Genomic DNA, 20,774 nt, shown 5'->3' with positions numbered 1-20,774 from the left:
TTCAGTTTCAGGGGAATACCCCAATCACGACTGGATCAACAAACAGGACGCTCGAATGAGTATAATCCTTTCGCCCGCAAACCATGCACGGCGGGCTTTTTCAATGGATTGAAAGGAAGGAAAAAACCATGGAATGGTATCTGAACGTTTTGAAAAACTATGCGGTGTTTTCTGGCAGGGCGCGTCGCAAGGAATACTGGCTGTTTATACTGATTCATTCAGTGATTGCCACGGGGCTGGTGATCGTGGACTTCCAGCTACAGCTGTATTTTATCCTCTATATGTCGTACGCCCTCGTTATGCTGGTGCCCTGCATGTCGGTCATGGTTCGCCGCCTCCACGATATTGGCCGCTCTGGCTGGTGGTTCTTTGTCTCCTTTGTACCGGCGGTGGGCCCTATCGTCCTGTTGGTCTTTTTGTGTCTTGAAGGTGATCGGGAAGCCAACCAGTACGGCCCTAGCCCCAAACACACTGCCGCATAATCTGGATTAGCAGTTTCTCATGAATCGAAAAATCTCAATCATCAAATACGTATTCTCTGTCATCGGTATTGCCATGCTGGTGGGGGCTTCGTTGTTGTACAACAACACCACGGACTTTCTGACACGTGCGGTGTCTGCCCAAGGGCAGGTGGTTGATCTGGTCCTGTCCCGGTCCAGTGACTCGACCACCTATTACCCGGTGGTGGTCTTCCGGGATGCCAGCGGCAGGCAGGTTGAGTTCAAGTCCAATACAGGATCCAACCCGCCTTCCTACACTCGTGGTGAGCGGGTCGAGGTGTTGTATGAGGCCGGGGAGCCGGAAGCAGCACGGATCAATGGTTTCTTCTCATTGTGGGGGGCGGCAACCATCGTTGGTGGGCTGGGCCTGGTGTTTGGTCTCGTTGGTTTCGGCATGACGGCATACGGGCTGCTCCACCAGCGTGGTAAGGCTTTCCTGCAGAAGAATGGAGTTCGCATCCTGACGGCATTCCAGAGCGTTGAACGAAACACCGGGTTTGAGGTGAATGGGCGTAATCCCTACCGCATCGTCTCCCAATGGCAGCACCCGGAGACGGGGGACATTCACCGTTTTGTCAGCGACAACCTGTGGTTTGACCCCTCGGACTACATCACCAGCGACACCGTGCCGGTGCTGATTGATGAGAGCAACCCGAAAAAGTACTGGATGGACACGTCGTTTCTGCCCAAGCTGGCGTGAGGCCTGGGGCGTGGCGAGCGAAGATAGGGAATAGCCACTAGATCCCCTTGCAAACCCGCCGGTCAGGCGGCACTGTCAGGGCTCATCTGAATCTGACAGTGGAGCCCGCCATGCCCAGGCATTTTGAGGAAGCTCCGGGGTTGTTCGATACCCCGGTTCCGGAAACCGAAGGATATGTGTTCAACCAGACCATGCTGCGGATCAAGGATCCGGCGGTCAGCCTGGATTTCTATACCCGGGTGTTGGGCATGAGCCTGGTTCGTAAGCTTGATTTCCCAGAGATGAAATTCTCCCTGTACTTCCTGGCCTACCTGGATGAACAACAGGCATCGAAAGTGCCCGCTGATGATGCCAAGCGGACCACCTTCACCTTCGGCCGTGAGGCGATGCTGGAGTTGACCCACAACTGGGGTTCGGAAGACGATCCGGAGTTCCGTTATCACAATGGTAACGACCAGCCCCAGGGCTTTGGCCATATCGGAATCGCGGTACCGGACGTGTATGCTGCGGCGCAACGGTTTGAAGAGCTGGACGTGGACTTCGTGAAGCGCCCGGATGACGGCAAGATGAAAGGCCTGGCGTTTATCAAGGACCCGGACGGCTACTGGATTGAAGTGCTGCAGCCAAACATGCTGGAAACCCAGGGCCAAAACTCAGGGGCTTGAGTCCGGTTCGTCCTCAATCACCAGCACGATCAACTCCTTCGGGCCGTGGACGCCATAGGCCAGGGTCTGCTCGATATCGGCGGTCTTGGACGGGCCCGAAATCAGCAAGGCATTGGTTGGCATCCCCGCTGCCCAGTGCTGTGCCCGCATGGCGTCCAGAAACGTGGGGTACAGCTCGCGGGCGTCCAGCACTGCGATATGAACGGGCGGCACCAGACTCATCAACCGGGGTTCGTCGGTGGTCGGCCACAGGATCAGCGAGCCTGTTTCGGCGATACCGCCACGGGTTGAGGTGATGCTGGCATCCACCGAGTTGAACAACTCCGGCTTCCAGCCCTCAATGGGGCGATCGTAGGTCAGTAAGGGCGGCAGGTCCTCCCGCTGGGCATCGCGCAAGGCCTGGCCAATCCAGTGGGAGGTCGATGCCAGCAAGTTACGCGCGCCGCGGGTGCTCAACACGTCGGCCAGCCGATCCATCCACTGCGCCCGGTTTACCCGGTGAACCTCACCGTGCACCGACTCCAGGGTCCGCTCAAACCGTTCGAGCTTTTCCTCAGGGCTCCAGTCACGGTGTTCCATCACCGAAAAATCGCAAGGCGGTGCCTGAAGGGGCTGGCCCTGGCGCTGTCTCAGCCGTTGCAGTATCTGTTCCCGGGCGCTCATGACTGGGGGCCTCCCTGTTGGTTTTGGTGTTCCCTGACCAGTTCGTGAAGACTCCGTCGCGCCAGTCGCGGTGCCGAACGGTAACGTGTCCAGGCACCAAGCTGGCGAGGTTGCAGGGCACGTAGCCGCGTCGCCAGACGGGTACCCAGACGGTAGCGGTTGCCGGACGTATGCATCCAGCGCCAGCCTCTCCAGGCCATGGCCTCCAGTTTGCTTCGCTTGCTGCCGTGGCCGCGAACCCGGGCCGGGTGCAGGTGGTCGCCGTCCACCGACTCCTGCCGTAGCCGAACCAGCAGGTCCGGGATAGGGATTCGCACCGGACAGACTTCACCGCAGGCTCCGCAGAGGCTGGACGCGGTTGGCAAATGCCGGGTTTCCTCAAGCCCCAGCAGGTGTGGCATGAGGATCTTGCCGATGGGGCCAGGGTAGGTGGTGCCGTAGGCGTGGCCGCCAACACGGGCGTAGACCGGGCAGTGATTCATGCAGGCGCCGCAGCGAATGCAGCGCAGGGTGTCCAGCAATTCGTCGTCCTGATACACCGTGGCGCGACCGTTATCGACGAGAACCAGATGAACCTCCTCCGGCCCGTCCAGTTCGTCGGGGCGGCGTGGGGAGGAAATCATGTTGAAGTAGGTGGTGATGTGCTGCCCGGTTGCCGAGCGGGTCAGCAGGGCCAGCAGCGGGGCAACGTCCTCCAGGTTGGCCACCACCTTTTCGATGCCGGTCACGGCAATGTGGCAGGAGGGCACCGTGGTGGTCAGCCGGCCATTGCCCTCATTTTCCACCAGGCACAGGGTGCCGGTTTCCGCGACCGCAAAATTGACACCGGAAACCCCCACATCGGCCTTCATGAATTTTTCACGCAACTGCTGACGGGCGCTGGCGGTCAGGTATTCGACATCGTGGGAGCGTTCGGTGCCGGTTTTATCGTGCATCAGCTCGGAGATTTCATCGGTATTCTTGTGGATCGCCGGCATGATGATGTGGGACGGCGTCTCCTCGGCAAGCTGAACGATGTATTCCCCCAGGTCGGACTCCAGGGCTTCGATGCCATGCTGTTCCAGGTAATGGTTGAGTTCCATTTCCTCAGACACCATGGACTTGCCCTTGATTACCCGTTTGGCCTGCCGGCGGGCACAGATCGCCTGCACGATGTGGCAGGCCTCGTCGCCATCGTTGGCCCAGTGCACCTGGATACCGTTGGCGACCAGTTGCTGTTCCAGTTGCACCAGCAGCTCCGGTAACCGGGAGAGCGCCTTCAGGCGGACATTGGCCCCCAGGGTTCGTAGCGACTCCAGGTCCCACTCTTCAAACGCCAGCTTGCGCTTGCTGATCAACCCGTCCATGGCCTTGCGGAAGTTTCGGCGGATCTGGGGGTTGTTGATGGCGGCCTGGGCCCTGGGGTGGAACTCCCGTACATCAATCTGATGGGGTGACTGGCTCATGCTGACGTGCCCCCCTTACCACCGGTTCGTTCCCACAGGAAGCTGAGGATATGCTGGCCGCTCAGGGGTTGCAGGGATTTCTCGGCATGACCGGCAATGTTCATCAGGCAGCCGCAATCGGTCGTCACGAACTGGCGGGCGCCGGTATCGACCAGGGCTGCTACCTTTTCGTTGACCATGGCGCCGGAGATTTCCGGGTGGCGGACCGCAAAGGTGCCCCCAAAGCCGCAACACTCTTCGGCCCGTGCCTGTTCCTTGACGGTGACGTTCTTCAACTGGCCCAGCAGGGCTGGACCGACGGCCGCCACCCCCATTTCCCGGCGGGCGGAACAGGAGGTATGCATGGCCACGGTGGCGGGTTCGCCCAGGTCGTACAGCTGGATGCGGCAGACATTGAGCAGGAAGTCGGTTAGCTCCCAGACCCGCTCGGCCACGTCGTTGGCGCGGGCCTGCAATGGCGTGTCTTTGAACAGCGCCGGGTAGTGGGTACGCATCATGCCCCCGCAGGAGCCGGACGGCACTACTATGGGCCAATCCTCTGGGAACAGGTCCAGCTGGGCAGCGGCAACCGCCCGGGCTTCGTCATGGTAGCCGGAGGTGTAGGCGGGCTGGCCACAGCAGGTCTGGGCCTGGGGGAACAGCACCTCAATGCCTTCGCGTTCCAGCAACTGGATGCCTGCCAGCCCGGCTTCCGGGTAGAGCAGGTCAACCAGGCAGGTGCCAAACAAATACACCTTGGCGGGTTTGGACGGGTAAATCCGGGTCGGGCCAGCCATACGATGCTCCCGCTGACAAATCCATTCGTGGTCATAAATTCACGATAGGCAGCGGGAGCGGGGCTGTCTAGCCCATTTTCCGGAAATCGGCGGGTGTTACTCCACTGTCACGCGGTCGGCATTGCGGGCAACCGTGCGCTCACCAATACCGCGAACGTTGGCCAGGTCTTCCGGGCTTTGGAACGGGCCATGGCTGTCGCGGTAGGCGATGATGGCTTCGGCCTTGCTCTGCCCAATACCGTCCAGACTGGTCAGTTGTTCAGCGGTGGCAGTGTTGATATTTATGGCGCTGCTGATAACTGTGGTGGTGTCGGGTTCTTCGGTGGCATAGCCGGGAGCGGCCAGCAGGGATAGCAGTAGAACAAGGGCGGCCAGAACTGGATTTCGATTCATCGGTTTTCTCCTGTAGTTATAGGTTGGCGTCAGTGACTGACCCAAGACTGAACAGGAGAAACAGAGTCGGTAATCCTTGATAAAACGAGAAGAGTGAGAGGAGATGGGGCTCGGAGAGGAACACTGTCCCTGTTATTCCTTTCCGCAGCCGGCCAACCGCCTGATCCTTCAGGCTGCGCGAGTCCTTGCGCGTTCGTCCCTGTACGCCCACATCCTGTGGAGCAGTCCCTTCATCCTTGTGCCTGCGTCCGTGCAGGCTGGTCATCCTTGACCCTTTCTATTCTACGCCGGCCTCGGCTGGGGCAAACGGGACATTGCAGACGGTGGCTGTGAGATATGGCTTACAGCTACGTAATCCTTTTACTGGCTTACGTTGAGGTTCATGTGCTGGCTTGGGTCAGTGCATTCAATAACCCGTTTGCCGGCCAGGCCTTACGCTCCTGTTCACACTGGTGCACCAGGGCGGTCAGCTGCTCGTTGACCGGCGCCGACCGGCCCAGGGACTGTGCCAGGCGAACCACCTCACCGTTGATCCAGTCCACTTCCGTTGGCCGGCCTGCCTCCAGGTCTTCCCACATTGACGACCGGGCAACCGGGTCGATGGTCAGCATCTTCTTGGCCAGGCGGGTAAACAGCCAGTCCGGCAGACGCATGAGTTTCGGAATCATGCGGGTGGGCACGCCGGTCAGGTTGATGATGGGCACCCCGGCGGCATCCAGCAGCCGGATGGTTTCGTCCTGGGCCATGGCGAGGCAGCGCCGGTAGTCCCGCTGTGACAGCTCTTCCACCAGCGGCACGCCAGACAGGGCGTTGATCGGGTTGTTGAGGTTGAGCAGCAGCTTCGACCACATGACCGATGGCATGTCATCCCTTAGTTCCAAACTCAGGCCAGCCTTATCAAACCAGGGCAGGGCTGGTTCAACGCCCGGGTGAGTGGCGGCCATCAGGTGGCCTTCAGTGCCGTGGTGGAAGTGTCCGGGGTGCTGCTGAAGCACGTTGAACGGCACCATACCCGCCAGTACGCAGGCCTGGGGCAGGGTGTCCTGCAGGCGCTGGGCGTTGGAAATGCCGTTCTGGAAACTGATCACCGGAATCCCCGGGCGGACATGGGCAGCCAGTGCCTGGCCGGCTTCCTCGGTGGCGGCCGACTTTACGGTGACCAGCACCAGGTCGGCCTCGGCCGCCGCTTCCGCAGTGGTCACATACTGGTGGTCCTGCAGCTGCAGTTCTGAGCGAAAGCCCTGATAGTCGGTGGCGACCAGGGGGTGTTGCCGCAGGGTCTCCTGCATGCGGGGGCGGCCAACGAAGGTGACATCCGCCCCGGCGGATAGCAGGCGAGCTCCGATATAGCAGCCGATGCTGCCGGCGCCAAAGATAACGATTTTGCAGGGTGTCATGGTTACGGCTTTTTGTTGTTAGCGAGCTATGTACTTTAGAGGGCCTGTGTGACAAGTCAAATTTAAATAAATATCTTTTTATAACAACTAATTAGATGTGTATTGGTGGTTTGGCTCAGGACGCCCGCTCCGTGATGGTGCGATGCAAGTTGCGGAAAATGCTCAGTTTTGGGGCTATGCCCGGTAGCCCGCTCCGTTGCGGTGCACGGAGGAGCGGCTGCGACCTGTTTCAAGTGCTGGTTTTTTGTCATATCTCTATGATTTATATAATAAAAAATTGCTGTGGAACGACGGATGCAATTGCCTGTACGCGATTTCGAGAAGTGCAAGCAAACCAACTGAAACGGATGCACAGCAATGACTATTAAAAAGCACGTTAAAACCGGACTCTCTGCTCTTGCCCTTTCCATCTCCCTGAACGCGCTGGCCGCTGATGACCCCATCAAGGTCGGTATTCTCCATTCCCTGTCCGGCACCATGGCCATCAGTGAATCCACCCTGAAAGACACCATGCTGATGCTGATCGAACAGCAGAACGAAGCCGGTGGTGTGCTGGGGCGTCAGCTCGAACCGGTGGTGGTAGACCCGGCTTCCAACTGGCCGTTGTTTGCGGAAAAAGCCCGCGAGCTGTTGGAGAAGGAAGAGGTTGACGTCATCTTCGGCAACTGGACCTCCGTTTCCCGTAAATCCGTACTGCCGGTGGTGGAAGAGTTGAACGGCCTGCTGTTCTACCCGGTCCAGTACGAAGGAGAGGAATCCTCCGAAAACGTGTTTTACACCGGCGCCGCGCCCAACCAGCAGGCGATTCCAGCGGTGGACTACCTGATGAATGAGCTGGGTGTCGAGCGCTGGGTGCTGGCGGGTACCGATTACGTTTACCCCCGCACCACCAACAAGATCCTTGAGACCTACCTGCGGGACCATGGCGTCGCTGAAGAAGACATCATGATCAACTACACCCCGTTCGGTCACTCCAACTGGCAGTCCATTGTTGCTGACATCAAGAAGTTTGGCAGCGAAGGCCAGAAGACCGCAGTGGTCTCCACCATTAACGGCGATGCCAACGTTCCGTTCTACCGCGAACTGGGCAACCAGGGCATCGATGCGGCCGACATCCCGGTGGTGGCGTTCTCGGTGGGTGAGCAGGAACTGTCCGGCATCGACACGGCTCCGCTGGTGGGTCACCTGGCGGCCTGGAACTACTTCATGAGCGTTGAGAGCGACGCCAACTACGAGTTCATCGACGCCTGGACCGCCTACACCGGGAACGAAGACGCCGTGACCAACGATCCCATGGAAGCGCACTTCATCGGCTTCAACATGTGGGTGGACGCCGTTGAGAAAGCCGGTACCGCCGACGTGGATGCGGTCAAGGACGCCATCATCGGGGTCACCGTACCCAACCTGACCGGCGGTTACGCCACCATGATGCCGAACCATCACATCACCAAGCCGGTGCTGATTGGTGAGATCCAGGACAACGGCCAGTTCGAGGTGGTGTGGGAAACCCCGTCCACCGTGGCTGGCGACGCCTGGTCTGACTTCCTGCCGGGTTCCAAGGACCTGATCAGTGACTGGCGCAAGCCTCTGGAGTGCGGCAACTACAACGTGGCTACGCACAGCTGTGGCGGCGCCGCTGACGAAGCTGCCGAATAAGTCTGGCTGAGATCAGATAGGGCGCTCCGCTGTGCGGGGCGCCCCCATAACCAACCGGGTTGCCAACAACCGTACCAACCATTTGCCCAAGGAAGACCCCCATGAGCATCCTGCGATCGCTCACCAGCCTGCTGCTGTTCCTTGCGCTGACCGTCTCGTCCGTGGCCCATGCCCAGACCAGCGACAGCGAAGCCACAGCGCTGCTTCAGGCCCTGGCTGACTCCTCCTATGCCCAGAAAGAACAGATCATCAGCGACATCGCCAGCAGTGGCGATGAGCGCGCCCGAACCTGGCTGGAAGCTTACGCCGATGGCAAGCTCAGCCAGACCAAGGACACCGGCCAGTTCGTTATTGTGCTCACCAACCGTGGCCGTGACTGGACCGTGGCCGATGCCCTCAGCGGCGAAGAACTCGGCGAAATGTCCCGTCGCAACATCGACAAGCTCCGCATCAACAATGCACTGCGTAAAGAAGTGGAAGGCCTGCTCTCGGTCATCGACCTGACCGTGGATAACGCCGACACCCGCCTCGCCGCCGCCCGCGCCCTGAAAGGCGAGGTCGATGCCGTGCTGGCAGAGCAGGTGGTCTCTCTGCTGACGACCGAAGGCGACAGCGACGTCCGCGCCGCCCTGGAAGAAGCCCTGGCCATCCACCGGGTGGAGCAGGGCGATCTCGCCGCCGTCGCGGTGCTGTCCGGCAGCCTCAATGCCCAGGCCCGCGTTGCACTCAACAATGCCGCCCAAGGCGACAACCCCGAACTGGCCGCTGCCGCCAGCAAGGCCCTGGAAAGTATTGAAACCAAACTCAAACTCAACAGCGCCGCTGAAACCCTGTACTTCGGCCTGTCCCTCGGCTCGGTGCTGGTGCTGGCGGCCATTGGTCTGGCCATCACCTTTGGCGTGATGGGCGTGATCAACATGGCCCACGGCGAGCTGATCATGCTCGGCGCCTACACCACCTGGGGCATGCAGCAGCTGCTGCCGGGCCAGCCGGGGTTGGCGCTGATTCTGTCCATTCCCGCCGGCTTCCTTGTCGCCGCGCTGGCCGGTATCGCCATCGAACGTACCGTGATCCAGCACCTCAAGGGCCGCCCGCTGGAAACCCTGCTGGCCACCTTTGGCGTCAGCCTGATCCTGCAGCAACTGGTGCGTACCGTGATTTCCCCCCTCAACCGTTCGGTGGTCACCCCGGACTGGATGAGCGGCTCGCTGATGATTAACGAGGCGCTGTCACTCACCCTCAACCGGCTCTACGTCATCGGCTTCGCGCTGGTGGTATTCGCCGGGCTGATGCTGATCATGCGCAAAACCCGCCTCGGCCTGGAAGTCCGCGCCGTCACCCAGAACCGCGCCATGGCCCGCTCCATGGGCATCAAGGCCACCAAGGTGGACATCCTTACCTTTGGTCTGGGCTCCGGCGTGGCCGGTCTGGCGGGCGTGGCGCTGTCACAGATCACCAACGTTGGTCCTAATTTGGGCCAGAGCTACATCATCGATTCGTTCATGGTGGTGGTGTTCGGCGGCGTCGGTAACCTCTGGGGCACCCTGGTGGCCGGCCTTTCCCTCGGCACCATCAACCAGATTCTGGAACCCTGGGCCGGTGCGGTCCTGGCCAAGATCGTGGTGCTGGTCTTCATCATCCTGTTCATCCAGAAACGCCCGCGGGGACTCTTTCCGCAGAAGGGCCGCGCGGCAGAGGGTTAAGCTATGTCTTCATCACAATCGTGGCTGCTGCGTCCCTTTAACGAGCGTTCCACACAACTGTTCCTCGGTATCCTGATCGGCGCGGTGGCACTGGTCTCGATACTGCACCTGGTGTTCCCGGAAGATCACGCCCTGCACGTCAGTGCCTACACCGTCACCCTGCTGGGCAAGTACCTGTGCTACGCCCTGCTGGCGGTGGCCGTCGACCTGGTCTGGGGTTACCTCGGTATCCTCAGCCTGGGCCACGGTGCCTTCTTTGCCCTCGGCGGCTACGCCATGGGCATGTACCTGATGCGGCAGATCGGTGATCGCGGCGTCTACGGTGATCCGGTCCTGCCGGACTTCATGGTGTTCCTGAATTGGCAGGAACTGCCCTGGTTCTGGCACGGCTTCGACATGGCCTGGTTCGCCTTTGCGATGGTGCTGCTGGCACCGGGCCTGCTGGCGCTGGTGTTTGGTTTCCTGGCGTTCCGCTCACGGGTCACCGGGGTGTATCTGTCGATCATCACCCAGGCGCTGACCTTCGCGCTGATGCTGGCGTTCTTCCGTAACGAGATGGGCTTCGGCGGCAACAACGGCCTCACCGACTTCAAGGACATCCTTGGCTTTGATCTGCGTTCCGACGCCACCCGCCTGGGGCTGTTCATCGCCACCGGCATCGCCCTGGCCATTGGCTACGTGGTCTGCCGTGGCATCGTGCTCAGCAAACTGGGCCGGGTCAGTGTGGCCTGCCGGGATGCCGAAGCCCGTACCCGCTTCATCGGCTACCGGGTCGAGCGGGTGCAACTGTTCGTGTTCGTGGTCTCCGCCATGCTGGCGGGCGTGGCCGGTGCCCTGTACGTACCGCAAGTGGGCATCATCAACCCCAGCGAATTCTCGCCGCTGTTCTCCATCGAGGTGGTGGTGTGGGTCGCCCTTGGTGGTCGTGCCACCCTGTACGGTGCCGTCATTGGCGCCCTGCTGGTCAACTACGCCAAGACCGTGTTCACCGGTGTCATGCCAGATGCCTGGCTGTTCGCCCTCGGCGGCCTGTTTGTGCTGGTCACCGTGTTGCTGCCCAAGGGCATCGCCGGCTTGCTACGACGTCGCAAGAAGGCGGATGACGACGACCAGGTTACCGGTCAGGAGGTCACCGCATGAGCATCTTCCAGGAACTGTCCAACCGTGATCGGGTGTTTGAATTCCTGGCCCCGGCGGCGTCCCCGGTGGACGTGCGCCATGGCCCGATCCTCTACCTCGAAGACGTCAGCGTGAGTTTCGACGGCTTCAAGGCCATCAACAACCTCAACCTCACCATCGACGACGGTGAATTGCGTTGCATCATTGGGCCGAACGGCGCCGGCAAGACCACGATGATGGACATCATCACCGGCAAGACCCGACCGGACACCGGCTCGGTGTGGTTCGGCAGCCGTCACAACCTGCTCACCATGAACGAGCCGGACATCGCCACCCTCGGCATCGGCCGCAAGTTCCAGAAGCCGACCGTGTTCGAGGCGCTGACGGTATTCGAAAACCTCGAACTGGCCATGGCGGCTGACAAGCGTGTACTGCAAACCCTGACCGCCCGCCTCTCCGGCGAGCACCGGGACCGCATCGACGAGGTGCTCAAACTCATCGGCCTCAGCCAGCTCCGCAACCGCGAAGCGGGCATCCTCTCCCACGGCCAGAAACAGTGGCTGGAAATCGGCATGTTGCTGATGCAGAAGCCACGGCTGCTGCTGGTGGACGAGCCGGTGGCCGGTATGACCGAGCAGGAAATGGAACGCACCGCCGAACTGCTCACCAGCCTCGCCGGCGAACAGTCGGTGGTGGTGGTCGAGCATGACATGGGCTTCGTCCGCTCCATCGCCAAGAAAGTCACCGTCCTGCACCAGGGCAGCGTGCTGGCGGAAGGCACCATGGATCAGGTCTCCAACGACCGGAAAGTCATCGAAGTCTACCTGGGGGAGGGCGCCTGATGCTGAAAGTGGACAAACTCAACCAGTTCTACGGCGAAAGCCACACCCTGTGGGACCTGGAACTGGACGTACCCAAGGGCCAGTGCACCTGCGTGATGGGCCGCAACGGTGTGGGCAAGACCACGCTGATGAAGTGCATCATGGGCGAAGAGTCTGTGAAAGACGGCACCCTCAGCTACAACGGTGGGGTAGAACTCACCCAGCAAAAAGTGGAAGACCGCTCCCGCCTCGGCATCGGCTATGTCCCTCAGGGCCGGCAGATCTTCCCGCTGCTGACGGTGGAAGAGAACCTGCGCACCGGCCTCGCCGCCCGCAAGGACAGCAGCAAGCAGATCCCCGAGCGCATCTACGAGCTGTTCCCGGTGCTCAAGGAAATGAAGAACCGCCGTGGCGGTGACCTCTCCGGCGGCCAACAGCAACAACTGGCCATTGGCCGGGCGCTGGTGATCGAACCGAAACTGCTGATCCTCGACGAGCCCGGTGAAGGCATCCAGCCCAACATCGTCGCGCAGATCGGCGAGGTCATCCGCAAGCTGATTGCCGAAGACGGCCTCACCGTATTGCTGGTGGAACAGAAACTGCCGTTCGCCCGCAAGTACGCCGACCGCTTCGCCATCCTCGACCGGGGCCGCCGCGTGGCCCAGGGCGAAATTGGCGAGCTGTCCGACGAACTCATCAAGCAGCACCTGACGGTATGACCGCCTTCCCGAACTTACAGGCACTCGCCGCCGCCAACGACTCCGGCCACCGTTTCGACGCAGGCCGGCGCTGGGCGGCGAGCCTGTCCCTCGGTTTCGAATCCCGGCTGGAACACGGCGACCGGGTCACCCGCCTGACCAAACGCCACCACAGCGGCCCGCTGCGGGTCCAGCGCCCCTTCTACCCGGAAGGGCGTACAGGCTGCTGTCACGTCTACCTGCTGCACCCGCCCGGTGGGCTGGTCAGTGGCGACGCCCTCACGATCGACGCCACCGTGGGTGAGGGCAGTCACGCCCTGCTCACCACCCCGGCGGCGGCCAAGCTCTACAAAGCCGACAGCCACGGCGTCGCCTGGGCCCAGCACACCCATTTGACGGTGGCCAAAGACGCCATCCTCGAATACCTGCCCCAAGAAACCCTCGCCTTCGACGGCTCCCGCGGCGAACAAAGCACCACCATCGAACTGGCCACCGGCGCCCGCACCCTGGGCTGGGAAATCCTCGCCCTCGGCCGCCCGGCCAGCCGGTTGCCGTTCGTCTCCGGACATTTGGAACAGCGCTTCCGCCTGACCCTCGACGGCCAACCCCTGTGGCTGGAACGCCAACCGCTGGACCCAAACCACCCGCGCTTTGCCGGTAAATGGGGGCAGGGCGGCGCCACCGTCCAGGCCACTTTATGGGCGGTCGGGCTGGACGACGAAACCGACGCCATCGAAGCCGTCCGCGAGGCTCTGCCCAACTCCAACCGCTGGGCCATCACCCGCCGCCGAGGCGTGGTGCTGCTGCGCTACCTGGGCAACGAACGCAACGAAGCCTGGGCGCTGTGCCAACAAGCCTGGGAAACCCTGCGGCCACGGCTCACCGGCCTGACCGCCCATATACCAAGAATCTGGCTGACCTGATCGGCCAACCAACGACAACGAAGAACGGAGCTTTAGCAATGGAGCTAACACCCAGAGACAAAGACAAACTGCTGCTGTTCACCGCCGCACTGCTGGCCGAACGCCGCAAGGCCCGTGGCCTCAAACTCAACTACCCCGAAGCCATCGCCCTGATCAGCGCCGAAATCATGGAAGGCGCCCGCGACGGCCGCTCCGTGGCTGAACTCATGAGCTCCGGCACCGACATCCTCACCCGAGACGACGTCATGGACGGCGTGGCCGACATGATCCACGAAGTACAAGTGGAAGCCACTTTTCCCGATGGCACCAAACTCGTCACCGTCCACAATCCAATCGTCTGAGGGTTTAGTGATGATTCCCGGCGAATACCAACTGAAAGACGGCGACATCGAACTCTGCGCCGGCCGCGAACGCACCACCATTGAAGTCTCCAACACCGGCGACCGCCCAGTGCAGATCGGCTCCCACTACCACTTTGCCGAAGCCAACCCGGCCCTGGAATTCGACCGCGACGTGGCCCGGGGCCAGCGCCTCGACATTGCCGCCGGCACCGCCATCCGCTTCGAACCTGGCCAGACCCGCGAAGTCACCCTGATCCCGTATGCAGGCGGGCGCGAGATTTACGGCTTCCGTGGCGATGTGATGGGCAAACTGGACTAACTCATGTTTCTGGGAGGCGGGCAGGTAGCCCCTTCCGGGACCGTGCGGAGCCATGGATGGCGGAGCTCGAGCGTCACATGGATGTGCCGAAGGAGCGAGTCCCGGAAGGGGCTACCTGCCCGGCTCTTGCACGGACAAAAAATCTAAGAGGCTAAACATGAAAATCAGCAGACAAGCCTACGCCGACATGTACGGCCCCACCGTGGGTGACCGCGTCCGCCTGGGCGACACCGACCTGTGGATCGAAGTCGAACAAGACCATACCCACTACGGCGACGAAGTAAAATTCGGCGGCGGCAAAGTCATCCGCGACGGCATGGGCCAAAGCCAGCGCAACGACGACAGCGTGATGGACACCGTCATCACCAACGCCCTCATCCTCGACTGGTGGGGCATCGTCAAAGCCGACGTCGGCATCCAGAAAGGCCGCATCGCCGCCATCGGCAAAGCCGGCAACCCCGACACCCAGCCCGACGTCCAGATCGTCATCGGCCCCGGCACCGAAATCATCGCCGGAGAAGGCAAAATCCTCACCGCCGGCGGCATCGACCCCCACATCCACTTCATCTGCCCCCAGCAGGTAGAAGAAGCCCTGATGAGTGGCATCACCACCATGCTCGGCGGCGGCACCGGCCCCGCCACCGGCACCAACGCCACCACCTGCACCCCCGGTGCCTGGCACATCGGCAAAATGCTCCAGGCCGTGGACGAACTGCCCATGAACATCGGCTTCCTCGGCAAAGGCAACGCCTCCCTGCCGGAAGCCCTCGAAGCCCAGATCAAAGCCGGCGTCATCGGCCTCAAACTGCACGAAGACTGGGGCACCACCCCCGCCTCCATCGACAACTGCCTCACCGTGGCCGACCAGTACGACGTGCAAGTGGCCATCCACACCGACACCCTCAACGAATCCGGCTTTGTGGAAGACACCCTGGCCGCCTTCAAGGGCCGCTGCATCCACACCTTCCACACCGAAGGCGCTGGCGGCGGCCACGCCCCGGACATCATCACCGCCTGCTCCAAGGACTACGTACTGCCGTCCTCCACCAACCCCACACGGCCCTACACCGTGAACACCGTGGACGAACACCTGGACATGCTGATGGTGTGCCACCACCTCGACCCCAACATCCCGGAAGACGTCGCCTTCGCCGACTCCCGCATTCGCCGCGAGACCATCGCCGCCGAAGACATCCTCCACGACCTGGGCGTGATCTCCATGATCTCCTCCGACTCCCAGGCCATGGGCCGGGTAGGGGAAGTGGTGTGCCGCACCTGGCAGACCGCCCACAAGATGAAAGTCCAGCGCGGCCTGCTGCCGGAAGACCAGGACCTGGGCGCCGACAACTTCCGCGCCAAACGCTACATCGCCAAGTACACCATCAACTCCGCCATCACCCACGGCATCGCCCATGACGTCGGCTCGGTGGAAGTGGGTAAGCTGGCCGACCTGGTGCTGTGGAGCCCGGCGTTCTTCGGCGTCAAACCCGCCTGCATCCTCAAGGGCGGAATGATCGCAGCCGCCCCCATGGGCGACCCCAACGCCTCCATCCCCACGCCCCAGCCGGTGCATTACCGCCCCATGTTCGGGGCCTACGGCAAGGCCGCCAGTGCCACCCGCCTGACCTTCGTCAGCCAGGCCGCGCTGGACGCTAACATCGGGGCAGAGCTGGGGCTGGACAGCCCGCTGTCTGCCTGCAAGGGCGTAAGGGACGTGCGCAAGGGCGACATGAAACTCAACGACGCCTGCCCACACCTCACCGTGGACCCACAGACCTACGAAGTACACGCCGACGGCGAACTGCTCACCTGCGAGCCCGCCGCCGAACTGCCGCTGGCCCAGCGCTACCACCTGTTCTGATGGAACGCCCTGAGCCTGCGAGAGGAGAAACAAAATGCTGGAAATGAATCAACGCATCGCCCCGGTGGAAAAAGCCGAGGTACTGGACACCCTGACCCTGCCGTACGAGCTACGCATCCGTGGCCGCCTGCGGGCCACCACCGACAACGGCCACGACATCGGCCTGTTCCTCGACCGTGGCCCGGTGCTGCGGGAAGGGGACCACCTGATGGCCAAGGGCGGCGAGGTCGTCCGCATCCGCGCCGCCGACGAACCGGTGGTCACCGCCCGCATCGAATCCGGCCTGCCACTGGCCAGGCTGTGCTACCACCTGGGCAACCGCCACGTGTCGCTGGCGATAGGGCAGGATGACCAGGGCAGTTGGGTCCGCTTCCCGCCCGACCACGTACTGGAAGAACTGGCCGAACGCCTCGGCGCCACCGTCGTCCACCACCAGGCCCCGTTCGACCCGGAACCGGGCGCCTACGCACAAGCCGGACAGGGCCACAGCCATGGTCACGGACACGGCCACTCACACAGTCACGATCATGACCACGGACACAGTCATGGCCACAGCCATCACTAACACCGACAGCCCAACCGGCGACCTGGCCCTACTGGGCCTGCTGCAACTGGTCAGCCCGGCCCTGCCCATCGGCGCCTTCGCATGGTCCCAGGGCCTGGAAAGCGCCTTTGAGCTGCAGTGGGTAACCAACGAGGCCGAACTGGGGCAATGGCTGGAAGGCGTACTGGACGACGGCCTCACCCGCTGCGAACTGCCCCTGCTGGCCCGGCTGCAAACCGCCTGGGCCGAAGGCGACAGCTCCACCGTGGCCAACTGGAACCAATGGCTCCACGCCACCCGCGAAACCGCCGAACTGACCGACGAAGACGTCCGCCTCGGCGCGGCCCTGGTCCGCCTGCTCAAGAGCCTGGAGCTGCTGCCTCAAGCGAGCGACGGCGAACTGCCCCCGGAACCGGGGTACGTCACCGTCTTCGCCTGGGCCGCGCACCTCAGACAGGTTCCGGTACGCCAGACCCTGCTGGGCTTCGCCTGGGCCTGGCTGGAAAACCAGCTCGCCGTCGCCTGCAAAGCCATGCCCCTGGGCCACACCGCCGCCCAACGGCTGACCGAGCATCTACGGCCGAAACTGGTGGCTGCGGTGGACAAGGCTTTGGGCCTGAGTGATGACGAATTAGGACCGGTACTACCAGGGCTCGCCCTCGGCAGTGCCTTACACGAAACACAGTATTCAAGGCTCTTTCGGAGCTGAAGACAGATTGGAATGCCACTCCGAACTATGGCGTGGCGAGTGGGGCGGTCCTTCCGGGACCGTGCGGAGCCATGGATGGCGGAGCTCGAGCGCCACATGGATGTGCTTGAGCGAGTCCCGGAAGGACCGCCCCACTTGCCGCGCTTCACGGAGTCAACGAGATAAACGAATTAGCGACGAAGAGGAATAACCCATGACACATTGTTTACGAGTAGGCGTCGGCGGCCCCGTCGGCTCCGGCAAAACCGCCCTGCTGCGCCAGTTGTGCAAAGCCCTGCGGGACCACTACAACATCGCCGTGGTCACCAACGACATCTACACCCGCGAAGACGCCGACTTCCTGCTGCGCCACGAAGCCCTCGACGCCGACCGCATCCTCGGCGTGGAAACCGGCGGCTGCCCGCACACCGCCATCCGTGAGGACGCCTCCATGAACCTGGCAGCCATCGACGACCTCCAGTCCCGCCACCCGGGCCTGGAACTGGTGCTGGTGGAATCCGGCGGCGACAACCTCTCCGCCACCTTCAGCCCGGAACTGTCCGACCTCACCCTGTACGTCATCGACGTCTCCGCCGGCGACAAGATCCCCCGCAAAGGCGGCCCCGGTATCACCAAATCCGACCTGCTGATCATCAACAAGATCGACATTGCCGAACAGGTCCACGCCTCCCTGGAGGTGATGGAGCGGGATTCCAAGAAGATGCGCGGCGAGCGGCCGTTTGTGTTTACCAACCTGTATGACGGCGTTGGTTTGGACGAAATCATCTCGTTCATCCTCGAAAGAGGCATGTTGCCGGAAAGAAGGCCCGAAAAACTGGCCGAAAGCGCCTGATTCCGAATTGGACAAGACACACCAGACTGTTTAGGAGAACGACTATGAAACTGGCAACCAAACTGCTGAGCGCCGCCGCCCTGCTGGCCGCCTCCACCGCCGCTTCCGCCCACACCGGCCATGGCACCGGCGGCTTCACCAGCGGCCTGCTGCACCCCATGCTGGGCCTGGACCACCTGCTGGCCATGGCGGCCATCGGTTTCTGGAGTGTGCGCCAGAGCACCACCCTGAAAAACGCCACCCCGGCCTTTGTGATCGGCGGCATGATCCTGGGCGCGGTGCTGGCTTGGGGTGGGCTGAGCCTGCCGGGTGTGGAAACCGGCATTACCTTCTCCGTGCTGCTGGCGGGGATTCTGATTGCGACGCTGGCCAAGCTGCCGACTGCCGTGGGTGGCTCCCTGGTTGGGGCGTTTATGGTGTTTCATGGGTTTGCCCATGGGGCGGAGATGCCGGCGGGGGCTGCGTTGGTGGCTTATTTGAGTGGGTTTACGGTTGCTACGTTGGCTATTACGTTTGCTGGCCGGGGGCTGGGGGTGTTGATGCTCAAGGCGGATAACCGCGTCACCCGTGCATTGGGTGGGGCTGTGGTGGTGGCCGGAGGCATGCTCGCCGCTGCCTGATCGCGCCAGATGCCGTGCTAATACGGCAATCTTCACAACAAAAGCCGCAAGGGAAACCATGCGGCTTTTTTATTAGGCGTTGTTTGTTAACGATTTTTTGCAGTGTGCCCTATGACAGATCGGGAATATTGGTCTAATGTGTAGTCAAACGAAACGGACTCGCATGTTTTCTGTTAGGGATAACGGATGGACTTCTCCCCGGTTCTACAGCCTCTTTTTACCGCTCTCTGGTATCTGATCCCGCTTGCCATCCTGGCGGGCATCCTCAAGTCGCCTTGGTTTAAGGGCAAAGCCGGCGAGTTCCTGGTTAATGCCTCTGCCCGCCTGTTCCTCGATAAGACCCGCTACCACCTGATCAAGAACGTCACCCTGCCCACCGAAGACGGCACCACCCAGATCGATTACATCATTGTTTCCCGGTATGGGGTGTTTGTGGTGGAAACCAAGAACATGAAGGGGTGGATCTTTGGTAAGCCAAATCAGCGGTATTGGACGCAGAAGATCTTCAAGCACTCGCAGAAGTTTCAGAATCCGCTGCATCAGAACTACAAGCATGTGAAGACGTTGCAGGGCCTGCTGGGGCTGGGTGATCAGCAGATGCATTCGTTGGTGGTGTTTGTGGGGGATTCGACGTTTAAGACGGAGATGCCGGGGAATGTGACGCAGGGTGGGGGGTATATTCGGTTTATTAAGTCGCATTCGGAGTTGGTGCTTTCTGAGGATGAGGTGAGGGAGGTTGTTGAGAAGGTTGAGTCAGGGCGGTTGGTGGCTTCGTTTCGGACGAATCGGGAACATGCGGCGCATGTTAGGGAGATTGTGGCTAGGAAGGAGGGTGAGCCACGGTGTCCTAATGTAGTGGCTCAATGATTCCGGACACCAACGAAGGTGGTAAGATCGCCACCATAAACGAGGTGTCTGATGACCAGAAAGCGACGTTCCTTTACTCCTGAATTCAAGCAGGAAGCAGCCAGCCTGGTGCTGGATCAAGGTTACACCATTGCCCAGGCGAGTACGTCCCTGGGCGTGGGTGAAAGCGCCCTCCGGCGATGGGTGCAACAGCTAACGGATGAACGCGAAGGGATCACCCCGAAGGGCAAGGCCCTTACCCCGGAGCAACGCCGTATCCAAGAGCTGGAAGCCCGCTGTAATCGGCTGGAACGGGAGAAGGACATATTAAAAAAGGCTACTGCTCTCTTGATGTCGGACGAGATGAATCGTACGCGCTGATAGACCGATTGAGGGAGCAGGAGTCTACGGAATTGGTCTGTGAAGCGTTTGATATCAGTCGTTCCAGCTATTACGAGTACCGCCACCGGCAGAGCCACATAGACGTTGAGCGTCTGGCCCTGAAGGCTCGGGTAAACCGCTTGTTCACCAAGAGCCGCAGCTCTGCTGGCAGCCGGATGATTAAGGACATGCTCAGCGACGAAGGCATCAGCGTTGGCCGCTTCAAGGTTCGACGTCTGATGAGCGAACTGGGGCTGATCTGCAAGCAACCAGGCCCTCATGCTTACAAGCAGGCCACTGTTGAACGGCCGGATATCCCAAACCATCTGGCTCGTGAATTTGCAGTGGACCGGCCCAACCAGGTCTGGTGTGGTGACATTACCTACATCTGGAGCGGCCAGCGGTGGAGTTATCTGGCCGTTGTGCTGGATCTCTATGCACGCCGGGTCGTTGGCTGGAGCATGTCCTCCAGTCCGGATGCTGATCTGGTTGTAAAAGCTCTGGATCACGCTTGGGAACAGCGTGGTCGACCAGAAAAAGTCATGTTCCACTCGGATCAGGGAAGCCAGTACGCCAGCCGCAAGTTCCGTCAGCGGCTCTGGCGCTACCGGATGACGCAAAGCATGAGCCGGCGCGGCAACTGTTGGGACAACGCACCGATGGAGAGATTGTTCCGAAGCCTGAAATCAGAGTGGATACCGGCCTTGGGATATCGAAGCCTGTTGCAGGCAGAGAAGGATGTTGGTGGCTATCTGATGGGCTACTACAACCGGCAGCGACCACACTCATTCAACGGTGGCATTTCTCCGGTTGCTGCCGAGGAAAAACTTAAAATACTGTCCGGGATTAGTTGACCACTACA

The 20,774-nt window shown here is 61.3% G+C and carries 23 protein-coding genes; 18 read left to right on the top strand and 5 right to left on the bottom strand.

The features are described from left to right. Nucleotides 1–128: 128 nt before the first annotated feature. From BMZ67_RS16260 to gloA, 3 genes are all read left to right on the top strand, one after another. Complete coding sequence (locus tag BMZ67_RS16260; RefSeq protein ID WP_092025659.1) at nt 129–482, top strand: DUF805 domain-containing protein; 354 nt, start codon at nt 129–131, stop codon at nt 480–482. Nucleotides 483–501: 19 nt separating this feature from the next. Further along, nucleotides 502–1,200, top strand: a complete 699-nt coding sequence (locus tag BMZ67_RS16255) for a DUF3592 domain-containing protein (RefSeq protein ID WP_092025656.1) — start codon at nt 502–504, stop codon at nt 1,198–1,200. 110 nt (nt 1,201–1,310) lie between these two features. After that, nucleotides 1,311–1,865 carry a lactoylglutathione lyase gene (gene gloA / locus BMZ67_RS16250; RefSeq protein WP_092025653.1) on the top strand — a complete coding sequence of 185 codons (555 nt, stop codon included), beginning with the start codon at nt 1,311–1,313 and terminating at the stop codon, nt 1,863–1,865. On the opposite strand, the gene BMZ67_RS16245 is transcribed toward gloA, so the two are convergent. The 5 genes from BMZ67_RS16245 to BMZ67_RS16220 form a co-directional block, all read right to left on the bottom strand. Continuing rightward, nucleotides 1,854–2,528 (bottom strand): LutC/YkgG family protein, encoded by a 675-nt coding sequence (locus BMZ67_RS16245; protein ID WP_092025650.1) that lies wholly within the window; start codon nt 2,526–2,528, stop codon nt 1,854–1,856. The genes gloA and BMZ67_RS16245 overlap by 12 nt on opposite strands. Then, the gene (locus tag BMZ67_RS16240; RefSeq protein WP_092025648.1) at nt 2,525–3,973 is read right to left on the bottom strand and encodes a LutB/LldF family L-lactate oxidation iron-sulfur protein; all 1,449 of its coding nucleotides are present in this window, start codon (nt 3,971–3,973) and stop codon (nt 2,525–2,527) included. The genes BMZ67_RS16245 and BMZ67_RS16240 overlap by 4 nt, the downstream gene beginning before the upstream one ends. Then, nucleotides 3,970–4,749, bottom strand: a complete 780-nt coding sequence (locus BMZ67_RS16235) for a (Fe-S)-binding protein (protein ID WP_092025645.1) — start codon at nt 4,747–4,749, stop codon at nt 3,970–3,972. Before BMZ67_RS16235 ends, BMZ67_RS16240 begins: the two co-directional genes overlap by 4 nt. Nucleotides 4,750–4,845: 96 nt before the next feature. Beyond that, complete coding sequence (locus BMZ67_RS16230; RefSeq protein ID WP_092025642.1) at nt 4,846–5,142, bottom strand: ComEA family DNA-binding protein; 297 nt, start codon at nt 5,140–5,142, stop codon at nt 4,846–4,848. A 380-nt stretch (nt 5,143–5,522) separates the two neighbouring features. Continuing rightward, on the bottom strand, nt 5,523–6,539 hold the full coding sequence (locus tag BMZ67_RS16220; RefSeq protein WP_092025638.1) for a 2-dehydropantoate 2-reductase: 1,017 nt from the start codon (nt 6,537–6,539) through the stop codon (nt 5,523–5,525). A gap of 357 nt (nt 6,540–6,896) precedes the next feature. On the opposite strand from BMZ67_RS16220, the gene urtA reads away from it, so the two are divergent. From urtA to BMZ67_RS16145, 15 genes are all read left to right on the top strand, one after another. Continuing rightward, a complete protein-coding gene (gene urtA, locus BMZ67_RS16215; RefSeq protein ID WP_092025634.1) occupies nt 6,897–8,195 on the top strand; it encodes an urea ABC transporter substrate-binding protein in 1,299 nt (432 codons plus the stop codon). Nucleotides 8,196–8,296: 101 nt separating this feature from the next. Next, nucleotides 8,297–9,898: an urea ABC transporter permease subunit UrtB gene (gene urtB, locus BMZ67_RS16210; RefSeq protein ID WP_092025631.1), complete on the top strand. Its 1,602-nt coding sequence runs from the start codon at nt 8,297–8,299 to the stop codon at nt 9,896–9,898. 3 nt (nt 9,899–9,901) lie between these two features. Beyond that, nucleotides 9,902–11,038: an urea ABC transporter permease subunit UrtC gene (gene urtC, locus BMZ67_RS16205; RefSeq protein WP_092025628.1), complete on the top strand. Its 1,137-nt coding sequence runs from the start codon at nt 9,902–9,904 to the stop codon at nt 11,036–11,038. Continuing rightward, nucleotides 11,035–11,859: an urea ABC transporter ATP-binding protein UrtD gene (gene urtD, locus BMZ67_RS16200; RefSeq protein ID WP_092025625.1), complete on the top strand. Its 825-nt coding sequence runs from the start codon at nt 11,035–11,037 to the stop codon at nt 11,857–11,859. Before urtC ends, urtD begins: the two co-directional genes overlap by 4 nt. Beyond that, entirely contained in the window at nt 11,859–12,557 is a 699-nt protein-coding gene (gene urtE, locus BMZ67_RS16195; protein WP_092025622.1) for an urea ABC transporter ATP-binding subunit UrtE, read from the top strand. Before urtD ends, urtE begins: the two co-directional genes overlap by 1 nt. Continuing rightward, nucleotides 12,554–13,459, top strand: coding sequence for an urease accessory protein UreD (locus tag BMZ67_RS16190; protein WP_092025619.1), 906 nt, complete (start codon nt 12,554–12,556; stop codon nt 13,457–13,459). Before urtE ends, BMZ67_RS16190 begins: the two co-directional genes overlap by 4 nt. A 38-nt stretch (nt 13,460–13,497) precedes the next feature. Continuing rightward, the gene (gene ureA, locus BMZ67_RS16185) at nt 13,498–13,800 is read left to right on the top strand and encodes an urease subunit gamma (protein ID WP_092025616.1); all 303 of its coding nucleotides are present in this window, start codon (nt 13,498–13,500) and stop codon (nt 13,798–13,800) included. Nucleotides 13,801–13,810: 10 nt separating this feature from the next. Beyond that, entirely contained in the window at nt 13,811–14,119 is a 309-nt protein-coding gene (locus BMZ67_RS16180; RefSeq protein WP_092025613.1) for an urease subunit beta, read from the top strand. A gap of 157 nt (nt 14,120–14,276) precedes the next feature. Beyond that, nucleotides 14,277–15,980 carry an urease subunit alpha gene (ureC, locus tag BMZ67_RS16175; RefSeq protein WP_092025611.1) on the top strand — a complete coding sequence of 568 codons (1,704 nt, stop codon included), beginning with the start codon at nt 14,277–14,279 and terminating at the stop codon, nt 15,978–15,980. Nucleotides 15,981–16,014: 34 nt separating this feature from the next. Further along, entirely contained in the window at nt 16,015–16,545 is a 531-nt protein-coding gene (ureE, locus tag BMZ67_RS16170; RefSeq protein WP_092025608.1) for an urease accessory protein UreE, read from the top strand. Further along, nucleotides 16,526–17,233, top strand: coding sequence for an urease accessory protein UreF (locus BMZ67_RS16165; RefSeq protein WP_092025605.1), 708 nt, complete (start codon nt 16,526–16,528; stop codon nt 17,231–17,233). Before ureE ends, BMZ67_RS16165 begins: the two co-directional genes overlap by 20 nt. 193 nt (nt 17,234–17,426) lie before the next feature. Then, nucleotides 17,427–18,065: an urease accessory protein UreG gene (ureG, locus tag BMZ67_RS16160; RefSeq protein ID WP_092025602.1), complete on the top strand. Its 639-nt coding sequence runs from the start codon at nt 17,427–17,429 to the stop codon at nt 18,063–18,065. A gap of 44 nt (nt 18,066–18,109) precedes the next feature. Beyond that, a complete protein-coding gene (locus BMZ67_RS16155) occupies nt 18,110–18,685 on the top strand; it encodes a HupE/UreJ family protein (protein ID WP_092025600.1) in 576 nt (191 codons plus the stop codon). A gap of 186 nt (nt 18,686–18,871) precedes the next feature. After that, on the top strand, nt 18,872–19,552 hold the full coding sequence (locus BMZ67_RS16150; RefSeq protein WP_092025597.1) for a nuclease-related domain-containing protein: 681 nt from the start codon (nt 18,872–18,874) through the stop codon (nt 19,550–19,552). A gap of 51 nt (nt 19,553–19,603) precedes the next feature. Next, a protein-coding gene (locus BMZ67_RS16145) for an IS3 family transposase (protein WP_092020958.1) occupies nt 19,604–20,766 on the top strand; the annotation gives its coding sequence in 2 pieces (ribosomal slippage) (nt 19,604–19,859 and nt 19,859–20,766; 1,164 coding nt in all). Nucleotides 20,767–20,774: the final 8 nt, after the last annotated feature.

Source organism: Marinobacter zhejiangensis (genome assembly GCF_900114775.1).
Taxonomy (GTDB): domain Bacteria; phylum Pseudomonadota; class Gammaproteobacteria; order Pseudomonadales; family Oleiphilaceae; genus Marinobacter; species Marinobacter zhejiangensis.
This window is presented reverse-complemented; position numbering and strand designations above follow the sequence as displayed.